Source organism: Terriglobales bacterium (genome assembly GCA_035487355.1).
GTDB lineage: Bacteria > Acidobacteriota > Terriglobia > Terriglobales > Acidobacteriaceae > QIAW01.
Genome location: DATHMF010000025.1, coordinates 23,289 through 46,977 on the forward strand (window position 1 = coordinate 23,289; position 23,689 = coordinate 46,977).

The following is a 23,689-nucleotide window of genomic DNA, read 5'->3' on the forward strand; positions in this document are numbered from 1 at the left end:
AGTCATAGATGAACCGACGCACGGCTCTGCGGGCGTAAACCTGACGGCCAAAGTGGCAGTCACAAATGGTTCGGCGGTCTCCCTCGCTACTACGGCCCCCGATCCTTTTCATTTGTCATACTTCTGGGTTAGCCAGGATGGCAAATCGATAGAGGGCGTGCGAACCGCGTTGCCCAGGACTGTTGCTCCCAACAACACTGATCAGATTGTTATGTCGATTCAGTCCCCGGCCACGCCTGGATGCTACACGCTCCGTGTGACAGCCGTGCAAGAGCATGTCTGTTGGTTCTTTGAACCACCACTAAGCGCGTTTCGAGACATACAAATCTCGATCGGAGAACGACGGCGGGAGTCATTGCGCGTCGCCCCGGCCAAACTTTTCCGAGAGCTAATCAGACGAAAGACGACCGAGCGATGGCGGCGATGGAACCGCAGGTACAAGACTCCCAGTAGAGTTCACTGTCCTATTTGCCTTTATTCAGGAGACGTTTTCAAAGTACATAGAGCTGAGGACGCTTTCGGAGGTGGTTGCTTGCTCCGCTTTGAATGCTCTGAATGTGGAGGGATTTTTGGAACCGAGAAGATGATTTCACTTTCAAAACGGCAACTGGCTCGTGAATACCGCGAACTTTACTGGACCTATGATGAGGGCGATACAACAGAAACTGAACTGCAAACATTTCATAAGCTGAATCCAACAAAATCAGGAATCTATCTTAATTATGGGTGCGGTAAATGGTCAAAAGCAATTCAGATTCTCCGAGAGAAGGGATTCAACATCGTCGGGTACGATCCGACGGCGGGAAGGGCAAAGGCTACATTCGTTATATCAAGCGAAACGCAACTTCGGAACATGAAGTTCGATGGCCTCATGTCTCACAATCTTTTGGAACATTTGCAAGATCCCGTTACGACCCTCCAATTCATGAAATCTCTTCTTAATGATGGTGGACTCATGGTTCACGCTACACCCTGCTATCGTTACGAGTACGAGTACAGTCGGTTTCATCTCTTTTTCTTCACCGGGAATTCAGTCAATGTAATGGCATATCGAGCCGGTCTCATCGTTCGCGACACTGAATATCCAAATATTAAGATCTTCACTTCTGCGTAGTAGTAGGTTAATTTTGTCGGATGGCCAGAACAAGGGCATATGCCTGAAAAAATTTTATCGCTTCCTCCACCACCTGCCGACCTTCGAATCCCATACGGCGCAGAAAAAAGCCAGTTCATCGACTTCCGATTTCCCATCTCCCGCGCCGCAGTCGCCCTGGTTGTCATGATTCATGGAGGTTTCTGGCGCCAGAGATACGATCTCACGCATGCGGCACATCTCTGTGCTGCGGTAACTGCATCCGGATTGACCACCGCCAACATAGAATATCGCCGTATTGGAGAGCCAGGCGGCGGCTGGCCGGGCACATTCGACGATATCCAAGCGGCCCTGCAGCGCGCTCAAAGCTACCACGGAAACAACAAGCCAACTCTCGTCGTCGGCCACTCGGCGGGAGGACATCTCGGACTTTGGCTGGCGACCAGAGACCAGGATCTAGCCGCGGTCATCGCCCTGGCGCCGGTCTCGTGTCTTCGAACGGCTTGGCGCCGGAGGCTCGGAGATGGAGCGGTGGCAGATTTCTTAGGAGGCTCTCCAGACGATGTACCAGATCGTTATCTTTTTGCGTGCCCGTCACAACAAAGTACACGTGTGCCGCGCGTCCTGATCCATGGTACAGAGGATGACATTGTGCCTATGAATTTGAGCAGAGAATATCTGACGGCGCGCACGGTAGAGTCAGACACTGTTGAGTCAGACATAGTTCGGCTCATCGAATTACCGGCAGCAGATCACTACGACTTAATCGATCCGCGCTCGGCATCATGGAAAACTGTCCTGACAGAGATCAAGAATGCGGCGAATGCAAGTTTGTAACATCCTCGCCGCGCCAGGGACTTCACGCTTTCAGGGCTTGCGGAAAAACTCTTGGGCGTGAAGACGTGTCAGGGCACGACTTTAGAGCCTGCGGAGAAACAAGCTTCTTGTCATTCCGACGCGTAGCGGAGGAATCCCTTTTGTGCCGAAACTCTCTGTTTCCGTGCTTGTCAGAGGCAGGCTTTATCAGTGCCACGATGATGTTTTGAACTATCGTGTCAGGGCACGGCTTTCAGCACTACCTGGAGGGCGCCATCCCCATGCTCGCAAGAATTTCATCCACGGCAGCAATGGCCAAGTCAATCTCTTCATCCCGGTTATAGAAATGCGGGGACAGACGCACGCCCGCATTCGGCCGCCAGTCGACCAGAATGCCGCGCTTGAGCAGCGCTTCGCAGACTTCTTTCGAGCTTGGCATCTCAATGGCCACGGTGCCCCCGCGCCGCTCAGGATCGCGCGGTGCGCTTACCTTCCACCCGCGCCGATCGGCAAGCGAAACTAGGCGCTCCGTCTGCCGTTTGGATTTTTCGCGGATGTTCTTCATACCCACCTGACCCACAATTTTTAATCCTGGGATAGCCGCATACATCCCGGCAACATTGGGCGTTCCATTGACGAAGCGGTATGGACCTTGCGTGTAGCGGGTCGGGCCAATTTCAAAGCCGAATGGATTTTCGTGTGCTAACCAACCCGTGAATTTCGGTTCCAATTTCTCAGCGAGGTCAGGACGAACATAAAGATACGCGGTGCCGGGTCCGCCGCAGAGCCATTTCAGAACACCACCGCAGGCAAAGTCAACGTTCAGCTCCTGTACGTCCACGGTCACGCCGGAACCTAGAGACTGGAACGTATCCAAAATCACATGTGCGCCAACCCGGTGTGCCCTCTCGCAAATCGCCTTGGCGTCATTAATATAGGAACTTCGGAAGATCACGTGCGACACGGGTACGAGCAGGGTTTCTTCATCAATGGCTTCCAGCAGGCGTTCGGTGGGCACGTGAATTCCGTCATCGGTTGGGACCATATGGATTCGGGCGCCCCGCGATCGTTGCGCCTCCCAAAAATACATGACCGAAGGAAAGTTGAGGTCGCTGTACACGACCTTATTGCGTTTGCTGTTGAACTCGAAACACGAAGCCACCACCGCCTGGCACTGGGTTACATTGCCGTGCAGTGAAACGCTATTTGCGGGTGCGTTCATCAGCTCGCCAATCTGGTTGCCCACTTCGAGGCCCATCATCCACCAGCGCTCTTTCCAGGCACGTACACCGCGCGTGGCCCAGATCTCCGCATAGTTGCGCAGCGATTCAAATACGCCGCGGGGCATCGCACCCAGGGAATTGCTGATGAGATAGGTGGTTTCTTCCAGGATAGGAAACTCAGCGCGATATTGAAGCAGTGGGTCGGTCATGCTGCCATTTTGTTCCTCGCCTTATTTTTCTTCATCAAAAAGTAAAACACGGTCAGAAGCAGCAAATACGGGCCTGCGCTCATGATGGTGATGCGCGACTGTGGCACCCACCAGGTTGAGATTACGACGGCTGCAATGGCAACCAGTGCGATCACGGATGCAACCGCGCCGCCGGGAGCGCGCATGGGCAGCGCTGCAATCTCCTGGGCGGAGAGCCGCTTTCGCATGGCGATGTGCGAGGCCAGTGCGATGCCCCAGGCCAGCAGTCCGCCAAACAATGAAGCGCCGATAATATAAAGGTATGCATTCTGGGGCGTCACACGCTGTACCAGCAATGCGATGAGAATCCCCGATGCGGAAACCAGCACCGCCCACCGCGGCGATCCCTTTGCTGTGAGTTCGGTGAGCTTGGCGGGTGCGAAGCCGTCTTCCGCGAGCGAGTACAGCATACGGGCAGTGACATACAGGCTGGCATTGGACCCTGAAAGTGCCGCGGTGAGAACCACGAAGTTCATGATGTGCGAGATGGCAGGTATGTGCGCGACTTCAAAAACCGTGACAAACGGACTTTGCGTTACACCCACCCGGTTCCACGGAACAACTCCAACCAGAACGGTGGAGGCAAACAGGTACACAAATGTCAGGACTGCAAAACTGATATAGGTCGCGCGCGCAATCGCGGCCACTGAACGTGCCTCCCCGGAGGAGATTGCTACCATCTCGGTGCCAAGGTAATTGAACAAGACGAAGGAGAGCGCAAACAAGGGTCCGGCACCACCGTGCGGCAGAAAACCTCCGTCCGAAGTGTAATGTGGCTGCGCCTTTCCGCCCAGAAGCAGGGCAGCGCCGATCATGATGAACGCTGCGATGACCACGACCTTAATCATGGCGAACCAGTACTCGAAGCTGCCAAAATCGCCGACCGTACGCAAATTGATGAACAACAGCATTGCAGCGTAGATGGTAATCCAGACCAGCGACGGAATCTGGGGAAACCAGAAGCGCGCATAAGTAGCCGACGCGACCAGTTCGGCGCTGATGGAGATCACAACTGCGAACCAATATCCGTAACGGGAGACAAAGCCCGCCCAGGGATTCAGATATCTGTCGGCATAAACGCCAAAAGAGCCTGCCGCCGGATGCAGGCTCGACATCTCGCCCAACGCCATCGTGACTACAAAAGCAATCAACGCGCCCAGAATGTAGGAAATAATGACTGACGGTCCCGCGATCTGTATGGCGGCTCCGGACCCTAATAGAAGTCCCGTGCCTATCGAGCCTCCGACGGCAACCATGGCCATCTGTCCTGCGCTGAGCTCACGGCGAAGCTGGTTGGGTCGTTGTGTCATTCGTTCTATGATTTAGCACTGCACTGCCATTGCGCCAACTGGGTCTACATACGTGGTCACCGACGCAGGTTGATTTTACCCGCCGGAGATCGTCAGGGGCTTTGAACTGGGAATGCCAATGTCTTCATTCCAAATATCGGGATGCGCCTGGATAAACTCCCGCATCATCGTAATGCATTCAGAATTACCCAGAACAATACATTGAACGCCGTTCGCGAGGAAGAGCTCTTCTGCGCCTATGAATGTCTTGTTTTCGCCAATGATTATTTTGGGAATCTTATAGAGCAGACTCGCTCCGGTGCACATGATGCAAGGACTAAGCGTGCTTACGAGAATGAGTTTCTGCCAGTCGGTGCGCCGTCCGGCATTTCTGATACAAACCACCTCCGCATGCGCAGTCGGATCTCCCGTTTGAACTCGCAGATTGTGCCCTCTTGAAACAATGTTCCCGCCTGGATCAACCAGCACAGCCCCAATCGGAATGCCTCCTTCGGATAGACCAGCTTTAGCTTCGGCAATAGCTTCGCGAAGCAAATCGTTGTTTGTCAGTTCCATATTATTGATTGCTTAATGTGAGTTTTGAATCCGCTTCGTATGGATTCTAACGGCAGTATAAGCCCTCGAATAGATTTCTGAATATCCGGGAAGGCTGGCGTTTATATCGTATATACGTATATATAAGGATTCGGAAGACCACTTGGACGGCAACAGGCACTCTCAGAATCCCATGTTTGGACAAGAGACGGACAAGATAAATCTCTCATCCGTCTGTGGTAAATCAGGCGCACTCAGACTCCGAAACTGGCTCAAGTTGGGAAAAGTGAAGCGGTTCCACTAACCCATGGAGATTGTTGCGCTTACGTGTTCCCGACGAAGTTTTTGCGGCTCCACACCCGTTTTGAGTCTGATCGGATGACACAAGTTACACTATAATTGGGGCATTTGAGTCCGGGCTTTGCCCAAGCCCATGCAACATCCGCAACAACCCGAAGGTGCCTCAAAGGGCATTTCAGACGCTCGCTTGGCAATTGACCGGGCGGTGTTCTCAGGTTTGGCCCGGGACGTTCCTCTCGAGAGTGCTCTGGCTATACTGTGTCAGACCGTGGAACAGCAGTGCCCTGGCTTATTCTGCTCGGTCCTCGTTCTCGGCCAGGCTGGCACTCGTCTGTTCCAAGCTGCGGCACCGAGTCTTCCCGCAAGTTTTTCGCAAGCTATCAATGGAGTTGCCGTCGGTCCGAATGAAGGATTGTTTGGGGCAGCCGCATATCGAAAAGAAGATGTGATTGTATCTGACATTGCGAGCGATCCGCGCGTCGCCAGTTGGCGAGACCTGGCGCTAAAGCACGGGTTGCGGGCCTGCATGCTGGCCCCTGTCATTTTGAGTGAAGGCAGCGTTCTAGGTACGTTCGCGGTCTACTGCCGGGAAGCCAGGCCCCCTAACAACCAGGAGCAGGAGCTTATTCAGTGGACGACTCCCTTGATTGCCATCCTGATGGAGCGAAAACGAGCTGATGATTCCTTAGGTCGAGAGCGTGAGCCGCTTCACGCCGAGGCAGCCAGCCAGATGGCGTCCGAGCGCCTCGGCATGGCTATGTGGGCGGCCGGGCTTTCCATGTGGGACTGCGACGTGCCTACTGGCAAGGTGTATCTGAGCGAAGGCTGGTCCGTCATGCTGGGAGGCGAACCGCAAGACACGCACACTACGGTCCAAGAGCTGCTCCAGATCACGCATCCGGAGGACCAGGAGAGAGTGTGGAGGCTTTCAGGAAAGAACGTGAAGGGCGAGATTCCCCGCTATCGCGAGGAGCACCGCGTCCGCAACCTCGCGGGAAAATGGATTTGGGTCGAAAGCACGGGCAAGGTCGTCTCGCGCGACCACAACGGCCGCGCGCTGCGCATGATGGGAACGAATGTTGACATCAGCGAGCGCAAGCACCGCGAAGAAGCCTTGCGGCATTCCGAGGCGAATCACCGCTCGATGATGGCTGCGGCGCCCTACGGAATCTACTGCGTCGATCTGCACGGAAAATTCCTTTTTGTGAACCCTGCGCTGGTCGAAATGCTTGGCTATGATTCGCCTGAAGAACTCATGTCCCTCAACATAAACAAAAGCGTTTATCTCAGCTCCGACGAGCCCGCCCGCCTGATTCGTGAAAACCCCGGCGGCATGAGCGGCGTCGAAGCTGAGTGGAAGCGCAAGGATGGCGCGCTCCTCACGGTACGTCTGGGAAGCCGGGCGGTACGCGACGCCGGCGGCACGATCACTCACTATGAAGTGATTGGGGAAGACGTGACCGAGAAACGCGAACTGGAACGGCAACTGCTGCAGGCACAGAAAATGGATGCCGTGGGACGGTTGGCTGGCGGGATTGCCCATGACTTTAATAATTTGCTTACCATCATCGGGGGGCATCTCGCGCTGCTCCAAGAGACGTCCACTGGCCCCAACCCGCACCTCGAAGGGATTGAGCAGGCGCAAAAGGCCGCGGACCGCGCGGTGGTCCTGACTCGACAGTTACTGACCTTCAGCCGAATGCAGTTTCTGCAACCTAAGATCATCAACTTGAATGCGGTAGTGACGGAGATCGCCAAGCTGCTGCCGCCGCTCCTGGGAGCCAATATTGAACTGGTGATCGTGCCTGGCCCAAACCTCGGATGTGTGAAAGCCGACCCGGGACAGATAGAGCAAGTCATCCTGAATCTCGCAGCCAACGCGCGCGACGCTATGCCCGCAGGCGGAAAACTGGTGCTTGAGACCGCTAATGTGGCGTTGAATGCAGAGCATGCGCGCCTCCATCCACCACTCGCCGCCGGCCAATACGTGATGCTTGCGGTGAGCGATCCAGGTGTGGGGATTGATCCGGAAACACAGGCCCGCATCTTCGAGCCATTTTTTACTACCAAAGAAAAAGGCAAAGGGACCGGATTGGGGCTCTCCACGGTGTACGGCATCGTCAAGCAAAGCAATGGTCATATCTTGGTTGACAGCACGCCCGGAAGAGGGACGAAATTCAGGATCTATTTGCCGTTAGTGAAGGAACCTGCTGACGCGATCAAGCCTGTCTCCGTAGCCCCGAGAGCTCTGGGAGGTAACGAGACCGTCCTTCTTGTCGAGGACGAAAAAGGCGTCCGCCAGGTGGCTTGGCACTACTTAAACCGCAGTGGATACACCGTCCTGGAAGCCCAAAATGGCAGAGAAGCCCTCGAGATCGCCAGGCAATATCCTCACCGTATTCATGTCCTGATCACAGATATGGTGATGCCTGGAATCGGCGGCTCGGAATTAGCCAAACAGATGGCATTGCTTCAGCCGGAAACAAGAGTCGTCTACATGTCCGGCTACAGCGAAACCGCGTTGTTCGAGCATAACGGTGTTGCTCCCGATCTGGTCTTGCTTCCCAAACCTTTCACTCAGGAATCTCTCACCAGCGCTGTGCGAGATGCCATCGATCGTGGGGCGAAGCCGAAGGACCTGACGAATCCCTGAACTCAAGCGAAGATTCCACAGGCGAAACAATGGCGGAGGGAGAGGGATTCGAACCCCCGATACCCTTCGGGTACAGCGGTTTTCACACATCCCTCCGCGTGAGTGTTTTTCAACGGTTTAACAGCACTTGAAATCACTGCTCACGGCGTCTGGGATTGAACCGTTCCCACGTTGAGGGGGGTACTTGCTGCTAGTGTCTGGAGCCTTAAAAACAGTGCTGATCGCCGCATATTTGCTGGGGAAAATTAATTTCAGGGTAGGGACTTGCTGGGGGCAGTCCTCAGTTGTCAGTCCTCAGTCCTTAGGGGCTTTTGTTCTGAGGGCTCCGCAGCCAAAACAAGGCTGCTTCGCCGTCCTCACCCCATCAAGCCAAAACCCGGTTTGCCGGGGACCCCGACTCGCAAAAAGTTCGTGCGATCCGGCGCTCACTTCTCGCTCACCCGTCCTAGGGGCTCGGCAATCCCGACCGGCAACGAATTTTCAAAGACCTTCAAGGGCTTTATTCTAAGGGCTCCGCGGTAAACCGCTTCGCCGTCCTCACCCCATCAAGCCAAAACCCGGTTTGCTGGGGACCCCGACTCGCAAAAAGTTCGCGCGATCCGGCGCTCACTTTTCGCTCACCCTATTCAAATTAAGCCCCACATTCTCAAATGCTGTTAAAACACACTTCTAGCACAATGATGACCTGCAGTTTCCAAGAAATCAATGATTTGATGCCAGAGTGATATCACGATTAAACAAACCTGGGGGCCATTCGCCAATCGCTTCGGTGGTTGGAGGATGTTGTTCTGCCTAGCGCGGCTTGGGCCGGGGCGAGGTGTTCACCGTCAGTCCCGAGGAGCTGCCATTGAAGTTGTCGTTGCCGATGTAAATCGCCTGGATCTGGTGCACGCCAGGGCGAAGCGGCGTGCTGTAGCTTGCCGCTCCGCCACCATCCAAGGTGAGCACGGGCCCAAGTTGCGTATTCCCATCCAGCAGAATCACGCTGCCTGAGGGGGTACCGCCACCCGAATTTACGGCGACTGTGAATGTCGCGCTCTGGCGGAAAAAAGTCTGGGCGGGCGCCGTGAGGGAGGCGGACGTGGAGTTCGCCCCTCCCGTCGCCGTAACCACCTGGGGCAACGGCGCAGAGGTGCTGGAAACGAAGTCAGGGTTGCCGAAATAGACCGCTGTAATGCTATGTGCGCCTACGGAGAGCCCGGCAGCGGGCAATGAGGCAACGCCACTGCTCAGTGGCACTGGCGAACCCAAATCGACGCCTCCATCCTGAAACTGCACGCTTCCTGTGAGCATGCCACCAAAGTAGGAACTCACGGCAGCGCTAAGAGTCAGAGGTGCCCCGGAGGCAGAGGGGTTGCTGCTCGAAGCGAGCGTCGTTACGCTGGCTTCCGGGCTCACCGTCTGCATGAGTTGCGAAGGGCTGGCGTCGAAGTTCACATCTCCGCTGTAGACGGCGTTGATGGCATGTTGGCCCAACGATAAGGATGAAGTCGTGAATGTGGCCGTGCCGTCAGGACTCAACGTTACGGCTGAACCCAAATTGGTGATGCCATCGCTGAATTGCACTGTGCCGGTGGGTGTGCCGCCCGATGGCGTTGTAACCACTGCGGCGAACGCCAGAGGCTGGCCGAAGGCAGACGGATTGCTTCCCGCGGCCAGAGAGAGCGCCAGGGTGGTGCCCCTGTCATTTTGGATTCCGTTTGTGGAATGGAGATCAATCGAAACTGGACCCGTCTGGGTACCACTCACCGCGGTATTGGTGATGGATACATTCTGGGCCTGGCTCACAACGACCGATCCCGAGGTACTGCCGGTTCCCAGGTAATAAGAAGGTCCGCTATTGGCGTTGATGATTTGATTTCCGTCCATGCTCACGTCACTGGCGGAGCCAATGAAAAACGCAGGGCCTGGCACATTCTGCACCGTGTTCCCGGACAAGACGATGTGCTGATTGATGCGCACATCCGTGCTTTCGCTTTCGTCATTAAAGTTGAATCCGTTGATCAACCAGCTCACGATCATGATGGCGCCGGGACTGGTTCCACCCCTCAGAATCCACGGGACTGTAGAAAAGGGCCCAGAATCAGAGATCCAATTGTTCAAAACCTGCATGTCCTGGACGCCCGGGCCGACCGCAGGCGGCACGTCGTTTAAGATCCCGGCCAAGATGGCAGCGTGGGTCTGTCCTATCATTACGTTGTTCTTTAACAGGCCATATGGCCCCTGGGGAAGGATGGCGCGCGCGTGATTGTTCAGAAACTGGTTGTTGCGCACAATCCAGCGGGCACCCATGTAATTGAGGCGTCCCAACCAACTGTCTGAGGCTACATGAGGGACCTCCTGGCTCAACTGCACATTAAATCCACCCCCTGCGTTCGGAGAGACCGCCTGGATCGAGGAGAACCCCAGCACACCGAATGCGGAATTGAAAATAATGACGGGGTCTCCCGGCTGCGGAGTGGAGTCCGACTCAGCTAACGTGAGTTGGTCTCCGCTGACTGCTTCCACGGGAAAGAAACTCGCGGCCCCGATATTGATGCCATCGTCACCGTGATAGGCAAACACACTGTTCTCCACCAGGACGTCGCCGCTACTCTGGTTCACTTGCAGGGCACCCCTGGAAGCGGAGATCAGCTTCCCACTCGACCGGTTCACTGTGCAGTTCGAGACCCGTATCCCTCGGCCGCGATCAAAGAAGAACGCAGTGTTCGGCGCCGAATGTACCGTCACGTTTTCAAGTGCGAAATCCTGCACACCTTCGACCCACATGGCAACCCCCTCGGTTGCATAATAGCGGACCAGGAGAGCGATACCAGCCGGGTAATCAACGAACGCGGGCGAAGAGTAGAGCCCATTGCCTTCATAAACCGGCGGGGGGGAACCGGAACCGTCGGTGGAGAAAAACTCCTCCGTTTCGGTTTGCCTTCCCCAAGTGTTGCCGGTCACATCCCAAGGCGTAGTAACCTCAATGGACTTGGAGCCATCGTCGGGATAGGCGGGGTCGATCTGAAGCTGGTTCGGGCCATTGTGGGGACCCGCAATGATCCTGCCCAGTGCAGCAATCCTTAGGTGCGGCCAATCGAGCACAAAGTTCTTGAACACCACTCTGGTAGCGTTATTCATGAGGATGCCGAACCCCGGGTTGCTGAAATTCAGCGTGGAGCCCTGGCCGTCGATGGTCATGTCGGTCAAACCGTCAATGAACCAATGGACGTTCGGGTCTGTACCCTGAAAGTTGTAAACGCCCTTGGGAATCATGAGCGTTCCTGCTCCGGCCGTCTGCGCACTGGCGACGGCCAGCGGGAAGTAGTCGTCCGGGAGTTCCCCTGGGTTGATTGGACGCATTGTGTAAATCGTATCTGATGCTGGCGCCGGGGCCAGGATAGTGACGGTGATGTCTTGCCCGGTGACCGAAGTGAACGTCTCCACACGATCAGCCGGCGTGGTCGTCAAGCCGGCGGATGTGGGAATAAAAGACAAGTAGGATTGATCGATCGCAAAGAGCCCGCTGCGGCCCTCACTGCGGCCAATTCGGACATAGTGTTCCAGGGCATCAGAGTAACCGGTAGCGCCAAACGCCTGTGCCAGGTCCGGATACAACGCCAGGTACTCAGCCGCGGAAAAAACATTCGATCCCTTATCGCCGCGCGACAACCCGGTCTGGAGCCAGAATGAAGTTGCTTCATCGGTGGATTGGAAATTCAGCTCAGGATGCTGCTTCATGTAATAAGCCGGATCAAAGACCAGGGGCATCAACGCGTCCAGGCCGATGCGGCCGTCGCTAGAGTACGTAAACACGTGATCATTGGCGCCCTTCAGCGCGTAGTCATTGATGCTATCGACGCCGCCAGCAGTGCCGTAAAGCAGCGCCTTGTCGTAATTCAAGAACAAGTAGTCCAAAGCATAAAACCGCGGATGGCCGTGCCGGTTTTCCGAGATGCCATGCTCAATCCAATGGGTTTCCGCATCCGTGTCGGACAGGGACGCCAAGTCGGGATTCGCCTGCTTGTAATACGTCACGTCGAAAACTGTCGACGCGAGCGCCAGCACTCCGCTGCGGCCTTCGGTGTGTCCGGTGGAAACGTAGTGCTCTAAAGCTGCAGCATAGTTCTGCGCGCCGAATGCCGCCTGCAGATCAGGATAGTAAGCCAGGTACTGCTGGGTCCAAAAGAGCGGATGCGCTCGCCGGCCCTCATCCACACCCTGGTTGATCCAGTGGGCCTGCGCGTCGGCGTCCGACAAGCCAGCCAAGTCGGGATTCACCTGCTTGTAGTAAGAAACATCGAAAACCAAAGGACTTACTGCCGCTGTGGGGTCGACTGCCGCCGCTTTAGGGGCTACTGGCGGGGCGAGCGAACCCCGGTTTGCGGCTGAAGCCGGACTGGATCTGCCCGTGAGCAAAAGCCCCCTCCCTGCCTTATCGGCGAGCTGGCCGAAGCGCGGCATCGAGTAGCTCCTGGATCGATTGATCCGCGAAACGAGGTCCTTCAGCTTGGCCGCGGTCGTGAACACCGGGGGATGCTCGGCCAGACTGTGATAGGAGCCGGGGATGCCGTCCATATTGCCTGAGACACGAGCCGGGCTACGCGACGACGGATTGAGATCCTGGGCCGATAGAATTGAAGATAAACAGAACAAACTTCCTATGAGAGCTGCGATCAACTGAGGCCATCTTGCTAGCATGCGTCCATTTTCACTTTCCTGGTAAATTAGCTACTCTGCAAATTAACCCCATTTGAGGCTGGGAGTTTCAGGACAGGCTCATAAATCCGTGCCCTGACACAAACCTATTTATGAAACATGCTCTAATTTTCGGCCGAAACGGTAAAGCCGAAGCGGCCTGGGCACATGTTGTCAGCAACTGTCTCGCAGTGGGTCTGAACCTTGATGCCGGCGAATGGTTTTGCGCTCGCCGAGCCTGGAGCCTGAGCTCGGCAGGCGGTTACCGCGATGCCTAAAAGCAAGAACGTCATAAACTTACAATTGATTGTTCTCATACTGTCCTCTTTCTGAATACAAACACTAACTGAAGATCTAAGTCTCGGGCCCAACCTGCAATGGTTTGACCAGAACGCTGTGTTGTCTTCAGAACGGAACTTCTGGAGGTTCTTGCCTACGCTTTACAAAAATGTACAAAGGCTGTGCTTAGCGTTATGTGTTCTTGTCCGCTGCTAAGGCATGGACACCTTTTTGGGAAAAACGGGAATGCTTTCTGAGCTGAACAGAGCTGGGGACGGAGCACCGTCAAGAGTAATCATGAAACAACTGTCTGGGCCGGGCCATCCGCCCAACTGTCTCTTTATGAGGTTCGTTACAGCGAAACGTCGGGTCTGTTTTCGTAGGCTGACCCGATATGGCAGAGCTGGTCCAAGGTTTCAGCGAACAATTCATAAAGCAACTTCAGCCGTTCGAGATCTTCGATGTCATCCATCACCTCGAAATAAAGCTCGTCCACGCCCTTGGGGAACGGAGCCTCGAACCAGCCTTCGTCGTCCTTGACAGTGAATAAAATGTCTGGCTGGGCGGCGATCAGATAGCGGATTCTGGCGTTGGCGAACAGCAGCCGCAACTTTGCTTCATCATTACCTTTGATCACGAAGTCATGGTCAAAGGGTTCGTAGCCTACCTTAACATCCTGCATTCCGAACCATTGGGCGATCTCGCTGAAAACGCTTCGTCGGTACACCATGAAGCGAAAGCCGTCGGGATTCACATAGGGTGCCCGCATCCGGGTAAGACTATTATTTGTCCTTCTGCCCACCGTAATCACAGGAACGTCCAAAGTAATGGTCCATTGGCCGTGCGTAGCTTCGACCTTGTCGCCTGTCCAAAAACCTCCTGCGACATAACGTCCGTTGATCTCAGCACTGAGTTGCTGCCAGATCTCTTCTTTGCTCGGACCGAATAACTCGCGCAATATGCCCATGCTATCTCCCTTAGGGAGGGTGGCCTCCCAACGTTTCACAGAACGATAGGGCTGACACCGGATAAAAGCTAAGAATTAAGAAGCTTGAGAGCTTCATCTCTTCTTTGCCAGTGGTTTTTTGTTCTTCAAGGCAAGCTGATACTTCTCGAGCTGCTTCTGGAAGGGGTTTTTCTTCTCCGGAGATGCCAATGCAATCGCTTGCTCTTCGGTTTTCACGGCATCTTCGTACTGCTCATTCACATAGAAAGCTTCAGCCAGCGTGTCCAGATGGTTTGGGTCAGGATGGTCTTTACCCATGCTCACTGCTTTGCGAGCGTATTCCAGCGCAGTCGCGGGGTTGCGAATTGCCGGATCAGAACTCGTCGCGTAGGTCCAGGCAGCAGTATTCAGCCCCTCGGCGGAACCTTGTTCGGCAAGTTTACGATACCAGTAGAGCGCCTGGTTATCGTCTTTGGGGACGCCTTTGCTTCCGTTTTCATACATCGAGGCGAGGTGGTACAGCCCAAACACCTCACCCAGATCGGCAGCTTTATGGTAGGCGGCGATGGCTTCGGGTCCGTTGCCCAGGCGCTCGTATGCGATTCCTAAATCGGACCAGCCAGCGGCCAACTTTGGCTGATACGTCACGACATCACGAAACCAGCGCACGGCCTCCTGGTCGCGGTGGGCCTTGAGGGCATCGTAGCCCCAACGGCCTTCCTCGTATCCAGCTTTTCCCGACAGGTTGACCTTGGGCCGTCCAACAGTAGCAGCCCAGAGTCCAATCAGGAGTATTGCACCGATGCCGGCGGCAATCGGCGCGCGATTTTCCGGCAGTGTGATGGCGAATCCGACGAAGATGCCGAGAATTGCGCCAGCACCGTGAGCGATGTTGCCCACCGGCGCGATGTGGGTCACGGATAAAAGAATGCACAGAAAGAACCATCCTACAAACAGCTGGATGGTCCTGCCATCAATGGCCTCACGGAAGCGTTCATCCCGTTTGGAGAGTACCCAGAGCAGCCCAAAGAGGCCATACCCGACGCCGGAAAGGCCGACTCCACCCAGGGCGAAGGCAAACTCCAGCGCGTTGGGCCCGAACGCAAACAGAAGGATCAAAGCCGCAGTTTTAGCATGACCGTAGACTTCTTCCACCAGCGTCCCAAAAACCCAAATCCAGTAAACATTGAACACCAGGTGCACAATGTTGACGTGAGGCAAGATACTGGTGACCAGCCGCCAGAGCTCGCCGCGCCGGATCATTGCGGTTTCAAAGAGCACCGAGACATCCACCTTGCCCCACCAGACAATGGTTACCCCGATCGCCAGCAGAATAGTTCCTGTAATCACCGGGTAGCGCAGAAATTCTGTCAACTTTGGAGGCTGACGCATGGTTCTCACGCTACACAAAATTACCCTGGGCGTCCAGCGCGGTTTGCGCAGCTCCTTACAGGAAACAAATCACGGTGGGCCACACGCCCAATTGCCATGTAGCAGGACCACTTTTTTACCAATTACGGTTCGGCTTATCTACTTTCGTGTATAACACCTCACTCTTCCCAAATCCGCCCCCACTGCCTTGTCCCGATTCGGCAGGACGATGTTGGGAGCAGTAGCTGCTGCCTTCGGCAGCATCAAACGTACAAGGAGTTCCGTTCTGGGAACGGTGCAAGCATTTCTTCGATGAACTAGACTTCTGTGCTTCAATGGTCATTTGATACTCCTATAAGTGTGACGAAACTATTGGTTCAATTAGAAAGAGAAGCAGGATGGCCACGACGAACATGGCTGACGCCAAAGCTATTTGAGCAATCAATAACCACCTTGCTTTGGAAGTGATCACCGGCGATTGCGCGGTGACTACCTGCTGCCAAAGCATTGCGCGATCACCCCAATATCCTTGTTCGTAAGCCTCGAGTGCTGTGGATTCAATTGTCCAAAGGTCAGTTTTGAGTTTGTTTAGTGATGAAAACAGTGGGAGTCCTGGAAGCCTGCGCACCCACATTACGGCGAGACAAAAACCTACACAGCATACGAGCAAAACGATCGCTAAAGACAACGGTATCAAGATCCGCAAGCGATTGAAGGGCCAGACAGAAAGCGTATCTACTTTCATGAAGGCGAGGGCTGCAGCGAGAAAGACACCTGCTAACCCGGCGGTTTTCTGAGCTTTGTCTTCGAGAAGGCTGTTGATTCTGACATTCTCTTTGTAGCTATCGACCCCTACTTCTACAAGTGACTTTAGCATTTCAAGTTGAAATTGGCGGGCGTCGAAAGACATTGATCCTCCAAACAACGATAAGAAGCCGAATATAATGAGTTATGCTCGAACTTATATACCGCATAAGGATGTTTGTCCACACATCTTCGCAAAACTCTGTTTTTCCTTTTCCCAAAATGAACCTAAGTTCCTATTCGGGACCAAGCGGGTCGACGGTGACAAGTGAAGTTAATTGAAATGCAGGTCACCTGTTTGTTTGAAAACGCTTCAGTCCCCTAGGCATGGTCAGAACTTTATGTGAATGCGCCGTAGATTTTCCACTGCGAAGACGAAAATCCCCACCCTTCGCAAAAAACGCGAAAGGGTGGGCCACCCGGCTCTCGGGAATACTGGTCCACGGTTTTGATTTACCTGCTGGGAAATCCTTGGATACATCTAACCTTCAGTTCCGTGTCTGAGATTATTTTCATTTGGAGTGATTCGTCCACCCCTAAATCTCTAGTCAATGTTACATCTAGAGCATCTGGCCTCGGCATCACTTTCCCTAGTGCCTGTACCTGAAAATAGTCGGCAGTGGCAACACTCTTTGCTGGCCCAGTGAGAATCACCAAGATTTTCTGGCCCATGACGAATTTGGACTTTAGGGGAGGCTTTATTCTCACCCATCGCACAAAATCCTTCGGGGTCTCCAAAGAAGTGCATGGTGTCATCTGTGAACTGAAGCGGGTGCAGGCAGATTCTAGCAAGCTGAAGGGGAGGGTGTTGTGGATAGTCAGGCGGGGTTTGCGCTCCAATCTACATAACTAATTCGTCTGGACTGACCAGCGGATCAACAACAAAATTAGGCGTCGTCTTGATATGAATGAACTGCAATACGCTATCGAGCGAAGTAAAGGCGTCAGGACGTTGTTTCCCTCCCCAATATTGTTCGCTGATTGAAAGCTGAACGTTCAACGGTATCTGGTCTTCTGGCCCGGTCTCTGGGCCGATTACTTTCCATTGGTGTGCAAGAAACAACTCTTTGAATTGATTCGCGTAATCCCAAGTTTCATCACTTACAGATGATGCGACAATGTGCAGCGTATGGTTGGGATACTGTTCCAAGATTGCGGTTATCTCGGATTTTTGCCAGTCCTTGATAGTTCTCCAATCCGAAGGACGTGTATATGGAGATGATGAAATAATAGTTGATACTTGCGGCATTGGAATAAATCGGTCAAGAGCAAGTGCCGCCACCACGATTACAAGCAGCGATCCGGCGAACCATGCATTTTTTGACTTGCGTAGGAGCCGCGTCCAAACGAAGGCAATACCGGATACTCCTAAACAGGCAAGGGCGAGGAAAATTCTGGAGCCTACCACGCTGGTAAACCCCCGAGCCTGCAAGAACTGACTGAACCCCCATACAGCCAATCCTCCCCCAAATAGAGAAAAAGAAGAAATGACAACCACAGGCTTGTATTTTTGCCATGTTGATAACGGAAGGATTGGCCCCAATTCCTTACCAGGGGACAAGATTTCTGGTTCGCTGCCCATAGGGAGATTGTCGCAAAATTTGCGACGTGGGCCACGTATATAATTGCCCTCTCATTGGTTCGATCCTATGACCCGTGAGCTTGCTTGCAAGAAGAACTGACAGATCAGCTGCCCTCATTCCACCATCCACAAATTCTCAGTGAATGGCCACTCTTCATCAATCCACTGCGCTTCACAAATGAAGTCGGCGCGCACTGCCATCTGCGACAGTTCGCTTGGCGTGAACTTGTGCGATGACCCGGGATGAAAGACGATTACCTATTTGCTCGCAGTTTACGAAAACGCTAGTCCGCGTTCCCCGGCCATCGCAAAAGAAAATTCCACCTCCCTATTGACGATCAATGGGTATACAATCCCAGAAAATTGAAATCTGGGTGAGCAATGTATGCGGAAATTCCTTGGAGCGAGCTTCACGGTGGCAGTTCTGTATTTGCTGGTCGCGGTCGCGCACGGCGACCAGAAACGGGCGACGGGCAAGCCCTTCATCCAGAACGGCGATTTTGAAGATGTCAAAATTGCGGCGCCGTTCATGTCCAAGAACCCCGCAGACGTTCCCGGATGGACCCATAGTCAAGCAGACCCTGGCGACGGCCTCATTTGGCGGATTGGGTACGCCGATGCTGGTGGCACGATCACCAAGGCCGGACATGGTTCACAGTTCGTCACGCTGGGAGGCGGGTACTATGCGGCGGGTTCCCCAAGTTGGTCGACAACTATTTCGGGATTGACTCCGGGAAAGACCTACCAGTTGAGCTTTATGCTGGCCAACGAGAACCTGGGCACTCCGCAGACGATAACGGTGGCCTTCATCTCCGGTTCGTCGACTCCCGCCCAGTCCTACACCGTCCAGCCAGGCCAGGGTTATTGGACCCTCTGGGAGAGCAAGACGCAGACCTTCACGGCCACGGCGGCCACCGCCCAGGTAAAATTTTCGGTCGCCAATATGCGTTATGACATCGGCCTGGACAACGTTAGCGTCAGCGTGGCGAGCCAGCAGTTCAGCGTGAAGGAAGAGGCCGGCAAGATCGGCATTACCTTGAACGATGCGGTACTTTTTGATTTCAATAAGTACGACCTCAAGCCCGCGGCCGAGGCGGTCCTGGCGGAGATCAAGTCGACGATCATCGACAAGCATCCGAGCGGCAAGGTGGTGGTGGAGGGTTATACCGACGATGTTGGTGGCGATGCCTACAACCTCGAACTCTCAGACCAGCGGGCGAAATCCGTAGCCGCCTGGCTGCAGCAACACGGCCTGGAAAGCTCACGCTTGAAGACCCAGGGCTACGGCAAGGCGAGGCCGAAGTTTCCCAACAATAGCAGCCGCAATCGGGCCAAAAACCGGCGGGTGGAAATCAATGTCATCGAATGATCGGAGTTTTGACGCGCATTGGACGGGCGCTATGTTGCGATTCTCGTCTGTCATCTGAGCGCCACGGAAAATGTCCGAAGTGGTTTGCGTAAGCTGGCCGCACGGCCCAAGCGAACTGGTGAAAAGGAGCCCTCATGCAAAAAGGTGTGAAAGCTGTCTCGATTGCCGCTCTGGCGGTACTGCTTCTCGTGATCGTAGCGTTTACCGTTTACCATTTCCAAAGCGGAAAAGGGGCAGCGCAGAAGTCGGAGGCAAAGCCCGCGGCGCAGAAATCAGAGGCAACGCCCGCGGCCGCCGGCGTTCCATCTGCCAGGGCATCCGACCCGGTCTGGCAAGTTATGGCGGATTTGGCGTACCTGGACCTGCACCCTCCCGACCTGTCCCCGCCCAACACCGCTGCTTACGCGCGGGCATTCGATACTGACCCTGAGCGAACCGAGCAGGGGATTGAAAAGCGAATTGCTCTGGTGCCCTACGAAGGCTCTCTGTCCACTCCCGCCGACCTCCTGACGACCGGGTTGGCCAACAGCCTCGACCGTGCCCAACTCGTGCAGGCGGTCTTGAAGTCCTCGGGAATTGAAGCCCGCATCGTCTCTACCGGTCAGGACGGTAAGATCGTGTTCGCAAAATACCCGGCCACGATGCCGGTGAATCTTCCACCAGTCAAGCCTGATGTGCTCGAGGCCCTGCGGAAAGAGGTCAGCGAGGTCTCGCCGTTGGTCCTGGCAAAACTGAAGAAGCAAAAAGGCGGTAACTGGGCCGCCAGCCTCACCGGCGCAAAAATGGAGAAGCGGCTCTATTGGGTTCAGTACCAACGGTCGGGCAACTGGGTGGACTTGGTCCCGGAAGATACAACTGTTCCGGAAAGCAAACGCTCCAGTGCGCAGGTTCTCTCTCCCGACGATCTTGCTGCCCTGCAATGGCAGGTGAAGCTGACTGTCACGAACTCCTTCTCCGCCGGCCCGCAGGAGCAGCAGGTGCTGACGTTTTCCGCTCCGGCATCCGATCTCAATGGGGCCGCTCTCACGTTTTTTAACCGGCCAGATGATTCGCAGCAGTTCACTCCTTATTTCTTCTATGGCGACAAAACACTCCCGGGGACGAAATTCCCAGTAAAGCAAGATGACCACGAGCTGGACCATCAGTTGCTCAAGATAGATGTTGCCGGACCCTCGGGGAGCCGTCACTTCGAGCGTGTCCTGGTCGGCCCCAAGGGAACGGAGAGCAATTCCGAGCGCATGCTGGAGATTGCCACACTGGCCCGCATTACCGTGGTCACGCGTTCCATTTCAGATGAAGAATTCAAACGAAGCATCAGCGGCAATCTGGCCCAGTGCGCCAGGTTGGTGTTTGGCAAGGCCGGAGAACTCCAGAGCGGACCCTCCGCCAATTTTGTTTCGCCCGCCGCCATCGGGGTGTTGGATACGTCGCACAGGGCCGCAGGCCTCGGCGCAGCCGGAGAGCAAGTGCTGGCTTTCCAGGGAAGACCGGCGCTGGCATTGGAGCATGACTTTTTGCAGGTCAACGGCGATGCGCTGGAACACCGGCATTCTTTTGACCTGATTGATCCCGGCCACTCCGAGTATGCGCCAAAGGCCGGAAAAGACACCATGGTCCAGGCAGCGATCGAGCAGTCGGTTGTGGATGCCTGGCTCGAGGACCGCGTGACTTCCGGCAAGACCGTGCTCACCTCGCGTGGCGCGGTGCATGAACTGCTGGCTTCTGCGGCGCCGCTGAACATCAGCAAGCCACCCGCCATGCTGGGGGCCGACAAGTACGGGACCATCCGGCCGGCTTACCTGCTGGGTGCAGCCACCCAGGGCAAAGCGGCCGGCTGGCGCTTCGATCCCGGACCTCAGTTGGTTCCCGTCCTGTGGAATTACAGCGGCGGCACGGAGAGTGCGGATACTCCCGTCGCCCGCGTGCAGAAACTGTGCGATGCGATCCCCAAGGGCTTGTGGTTTGTCCCGGCGGAAGTCTTCCCGCAAAAGTTTCTCGTCGGCGGGCTGGTGAAATACGATTGCGCGCTGCAGAAGGCTTACCTCGCTGCCGCCAGTCGTATAGAAGATATCGGGAGGCTGATCGGTGGCGAGGCGCCGGCCAGCCCGGGCGTGAGCGACGACGATCTGAAAAAGATGATCGATGAGCTGGGTCCCGATCTGGTCAAGAACATACTGCTGGGAGCACTGGGGCAAGCGGGCAGCGGGCTGGGCGTGCATGGTGTGCTCGGCGAAGAACCGGAGCATTCTTCTGCTACCGACCAAATCATCCGCTACCTCACGGGCGTGGGTGCGGATGCTCTCTCGGATAATGCCGCGGAAAAACTGAAAGAATACCTGGGCGAAATTCAAAAGTCATCACAGGAAGGAAAATCTCCGGACCAGATCGAGCGTGATATCGCCAAAGACTTCTCGCCGCGCTAAGGAGGCTATGAAGGACACTTGTGGTGCGTAAGAACGCTGTCGGTACCAAAAGTCCATTCGGCCGGGGATGCACGGGCAGAAAACAGGAAGAGTTGTAAATCACGTCCCTTGAAAAGATTGGCCGGGGAGAGAGGATTTGAATCTCCGACCCCCTGGTCCCGAACCAGATTCCAGCCCTTATTGAAAATCTGTTGAAATTTGCTGTTTCTAAGTAATTGTTATTGAAACGTTTGCCTGTCGGTGTTTGAAAGCTGTTGAAGTTTGTTGAATCTGGATGCTTTGACAGCCTCAAAATTGCCTACAGTCCACCTTTTCAACTGAAGTTCCGGTCGACTTTTTTTGACCAAACGGCCCAGACCAAGGTAAGGACACCGGAGCGAGTGGAGTGGTTTCTTCCGGTGTCCTCGCCGATTCGAAATCAGCTATTTCTTTGCGCCTGGTCTGTGGACCAAACCTTGCACGCAAGAGCTGGAGGCCGGAATCTGATTCTCGACCGCCCACGGAGTCCCCAGCGTAATCACGTGGCTTACAGCAATCACGTTCTTGGGGAGCTTGTTGTATCCACAGGCCGGGTAGTTGTTGGCACCCGGATAGTGGCATGAGAAGCAGTTGTTGGTCGGCTTCGTACCTGGGTTGGCCGCGAGCTGCTGGAATGTCTCCGCCGTCGTATTGGCCAGATTCACCGATCCTACGGAGTTGGTTACGGTGCTGTTACTGTTGTACGTGTTCGGCTGCATCCATACAGTCCCGACGAGGTGGTAATTGGGGAAGGGCGATGGCAGCGCGCCCTGAGCCTGCGCATTCACGTTTTGAATGTCAGCCGGTCCGTTGGGGAGCGTGTCTCCGCCGGTCGCGTTTTCCTGCACCGAGTAAGTGATCGGCGAGACCGCTTGGCTGTTCAGTGAAAGGCCTCCCGTGCAGCCCGAGCCTGCATTGCCGGGCACGGCGCAAATATTCACCTTCGAATACAGCGTGCCGGCTGGACAGAACGTGAAACCGGTGGAACAGGTGATGCTCGGGCTTGGCTGGAACATAAAATCCGGAGTCGCCGGTGTGTTGAGATTGTGCTCAAACGTTCCCCACACGAATTCCTTATGGTTAATCGTATAACCAACCACGTGCAGACCCACCAGCGCTACTGTGACCGTGGAGTAGGTGCCATTGGGCATAATCGTGCCACTGTTAGGCGGCACCTGGGTAAGATTCGGCACTTGGGCTTGCGTCGTGTAGGCGCCAGCCGGCGGATTCCCTACGACCCGAATCCAAGTCGCTTTGAATACTGCGGCGCCGACCGAGAAATAGGGCGCACTGGGATATTGATACTGGCCTCCGCTGGAGGTGATCAAATTCGCCTTCGCAGAGGCAAAATACGACGGGTTCATGTGCACAGAGGCGTAGACCGGATATCCTCCGGGTCCAACCATCATATTGCCATCCGCCTCGACGATGGCTCCAGGGCCTTGTGCGCCTCCGGCCGCTCCCGCTTTGCGCAAGGTTCGGGCGGCCAGCTTCAACGTACGGAGATGAAGCGTCTTGGCATCCGCAGACGTGCTGGTGAGATCGTCTTCGCTCGGCAAGGTCAAAAATCTCGGTGCTCCACTTGGGCCCACGGGCGCCATTGCCCAGGTGAAAGCTTCCCACGACCATTGCTGAAAATTGCAGTCCTTCGCGCTCAGGGGCGTATCCTGCGTCGGGAATTTGGCGCCAAGCTTCAGATAGTTGGACAGTCCCTCCGACCAGCCCTGCAGGGGACATGTCCCTCCTGTCTGACTGGCCTTGGACTTGGCTGTTCGATTGGGTTTGCTCTTCTGCGCCGGTCCGGCCCAGGCGTTGCGAGCGTAAGGCAGCATCAGCCCGACCGTCGCCAAAACCAACACGAAATAGTAGACTCGTTTCGAAAACTCGCGATTGTTCCTGACTTGCCGAGTAGTGTGATCCATAGAGATAGCCTCCTGTCGAACTTTTAAGTTTGGGTGCGATAACCAAGTCCCACATTTGCCCAACCCACAGCAAAAACTTGCTTCTTTTGCCAGAACGATGGGCCCAAGCGAGCTTATG

The 23,689-nt window shown here is 55.1% G+C and carries 14 protein-coding genes and 1 tRNA gene; 5 read left to right on the plus strand and 10 right to left on the minus strand.

Annotation, left to right across the window (positions count from 1 at the left end; translation table 11 throughout):
* Positions 1 to 532: 532 nt before the first annotated feature.
* Both VK738_05300 and VK738_05305 read left to right on the plus strand, forming a co-directional pair.
* Positions 533 to 1,114: a class I SAM-dependent methyltransferase gene (locus VK738_05300; protein ID HTD22047.1), complete on the plus strand. Its 582-nt coding sequence runs from the start codon at positions 533 to 535 to the stop codon at positions 1,112 to 1,114.
* A gap of 39 nt (positions 1,115 to 1,153) precedes the next feature.
* Complete coding sequence (locus tag VK738_05305; protein ID HTD22048.1) at positions 1,154 to 1,930, plus strand: alpha/beta hydrolase; 777 nt, start codon at positions 1,154 to 1,156, stop codon at positions 1,928 to 1,930.
* Between the two features lie 238 nt (positions 1,931 to 2,168).
* Here VK738_05305 and VK738_05310 read toward each other — a convergent pair whose 3' ends face one another.
* The 3 genes from VK738_05310 to VK738_05320 form a co-directional block, all read right to left on the minus strand.
* Entirely contained in the window at positions 2,169 to 3,341 is a 1,173-nt protein-coding gene (locus tag VK738_05310) for an aminotransferase class V-fold PLP-dependent enzyme (GenBank protein HTD22049.1), read from the minus strand.
* Positions 3,338 to 4,690, minus strand: a complete 1,353-nt coding sequence (locus VK738_05315; GenBank protein HTD22050.1) for an amino acid permease — start codon at positions 4,688 to 4,690, stop codon at positions 3,338 to 3,340. The genes VK738_05310 and VK738_05315 overlap by 4 nt, the downstream gene beginning before the upstream one ends.
* Before the next feature lie 75 nt (positions 4,691 to 4,765).
* Entirely contained in the window at positions 4,766 to 5,245 is a 480-nt protein-coding gene (locus tag VK738_05320) for a nucleoside deaminase (protein HTD22051.1), read from the minus strand.
* Positions 5,246 to 5,657: 412 nt separating this feature from the next.
* Between VK738_05320 and VK738_05325 the strand changes: the two genes are divergently transcribed.
* Positions 5,658 to 8,177, plus strand: coding sequence for a PAS domain S-box protein (locus VK738_05325; protein ID HTD22052.1), 2,520 nt, complete (start codon positions 5,658 to 5,660; stop codon positions 8,175 to 8,177).
* Between the two features lie 30 nt (positions 8,178 to 8,207).
* On the opposite strand, the gene VK738_05330 is transcribed toward VK738_05325, so the two are convergent.
* From VK738_05330 to VK738_05355, 6 genes are all read right to left on the minus strand, one after another.
* A tRNA-OTHER gene (locus VK738_05330) sits at positions 8,208 to 8,273 on the minus strand.
* 696 nt (positions 8,274 to 8,969) lie between these two features.
* The gene (locus VK738_05335) at positions 8,970 to 12,860 is read right to left on the minus strand and encodes an Ig-like domain-containing protein (GenBank protein HTD22053.1); all 3,891 of its coding nucleotides are present in this window, start codon (positions 12,858 to 12,860) and stop codon (positions 8,970 to 8,972) included.
* A gap of 628 nt (positions 12,861 to 13,488) precedes the next feature.
* Positions 13,489 to 14,103 (minus strand): hypothetical protein, encoded by a 615-nt coding sequence (locus tag VK738_05340; GenBank protein ID HTD22054.1) that lies wholly within the window; start codon positions 14,101 to 14,103, stop codon positions 13,489 to 13,491.
* Between the two features lie 93 nt (positions 14,104 to 14,196).
* The gene (locus tag VK738_05345) at positions 14,197 to 15,474 is read right to left on the minus strand and encodes a rhomboid family intramembrane serine protease (protein HTD22055.1); all 1,278 of its coding nucleotides are present in this window, start codon (positions 15,472 to 15,474) and stop codon (positions 14,197 to 14,199) included.
* A gap of 331 nt (positions 15,475 to 15,805) precedes the next feature.
* Complete coding sequence (locus VK738_05350) at positions 15,806 to 16,363, minus strand: hypothetical protein (GenBank protein ID HTD22056.1); 558 nt, start codon at positions 16,361 to 16,363, stop codon at positions 15,806 to 15,808.
* Between the two features lie 735 nt (positions 16,364 to 17,098).
* Entirely contained in the window at positions 17,099 to 17,839 is a 741-nt protein-coding gene (locus VK738_05355) for a hypothetical protein (protein ID HTD22057.1), read from the minus strand.
* Between the two features lie 385 nt (positions 17,840 to 18,224).
* On the opposite strand from VK738_05355, the gene VK738_05360 reads away from it, so the two are divergent.
* Together VK738_05360 and VK738_05365 are read left to right on the plus strand one after the other, a co-directional pair.
* Complete coding sequence (locus tag VK738_05360; protein ID HTD22058.1) at positions 18,225 to 19,208, plus strand: OmpA family protein; 984 nt, start codon at positions 18,225 to 18,227, stop codon at positions 19,206 to 19,208.
* 134 nt (positions 19,209 to 19,342) lie between these two features.
* Complete coding sequence (locus tag VK738_05365; protein HTD22059.1) at positions 19,343 to 21,631, plus strand: hypothetical protein; 2,289 nt, start codon at positions 19,343 to 19,345, stop codon at positions 21,629 to 21,631.
* Positions 21,632 to 22,053: 422 nt separating this feature from the next.
* Here VK738_05365 and VK738_05370 read toward each other — a convergent pair whose 3' ends face one another.
* Positions 22,054 to 23,571, minus strand: coding sequence for a hypothetical protein (locus VK738_05370; GenBank protein HTD22060.1), 1,518 nt, complete (start codon positions 23,569 to 23,571; stop codon positions 22,054 to 22,056).
* Between the last annotated feature and the right edge of the window lie 118 nt (positions 23,572 to 23,689).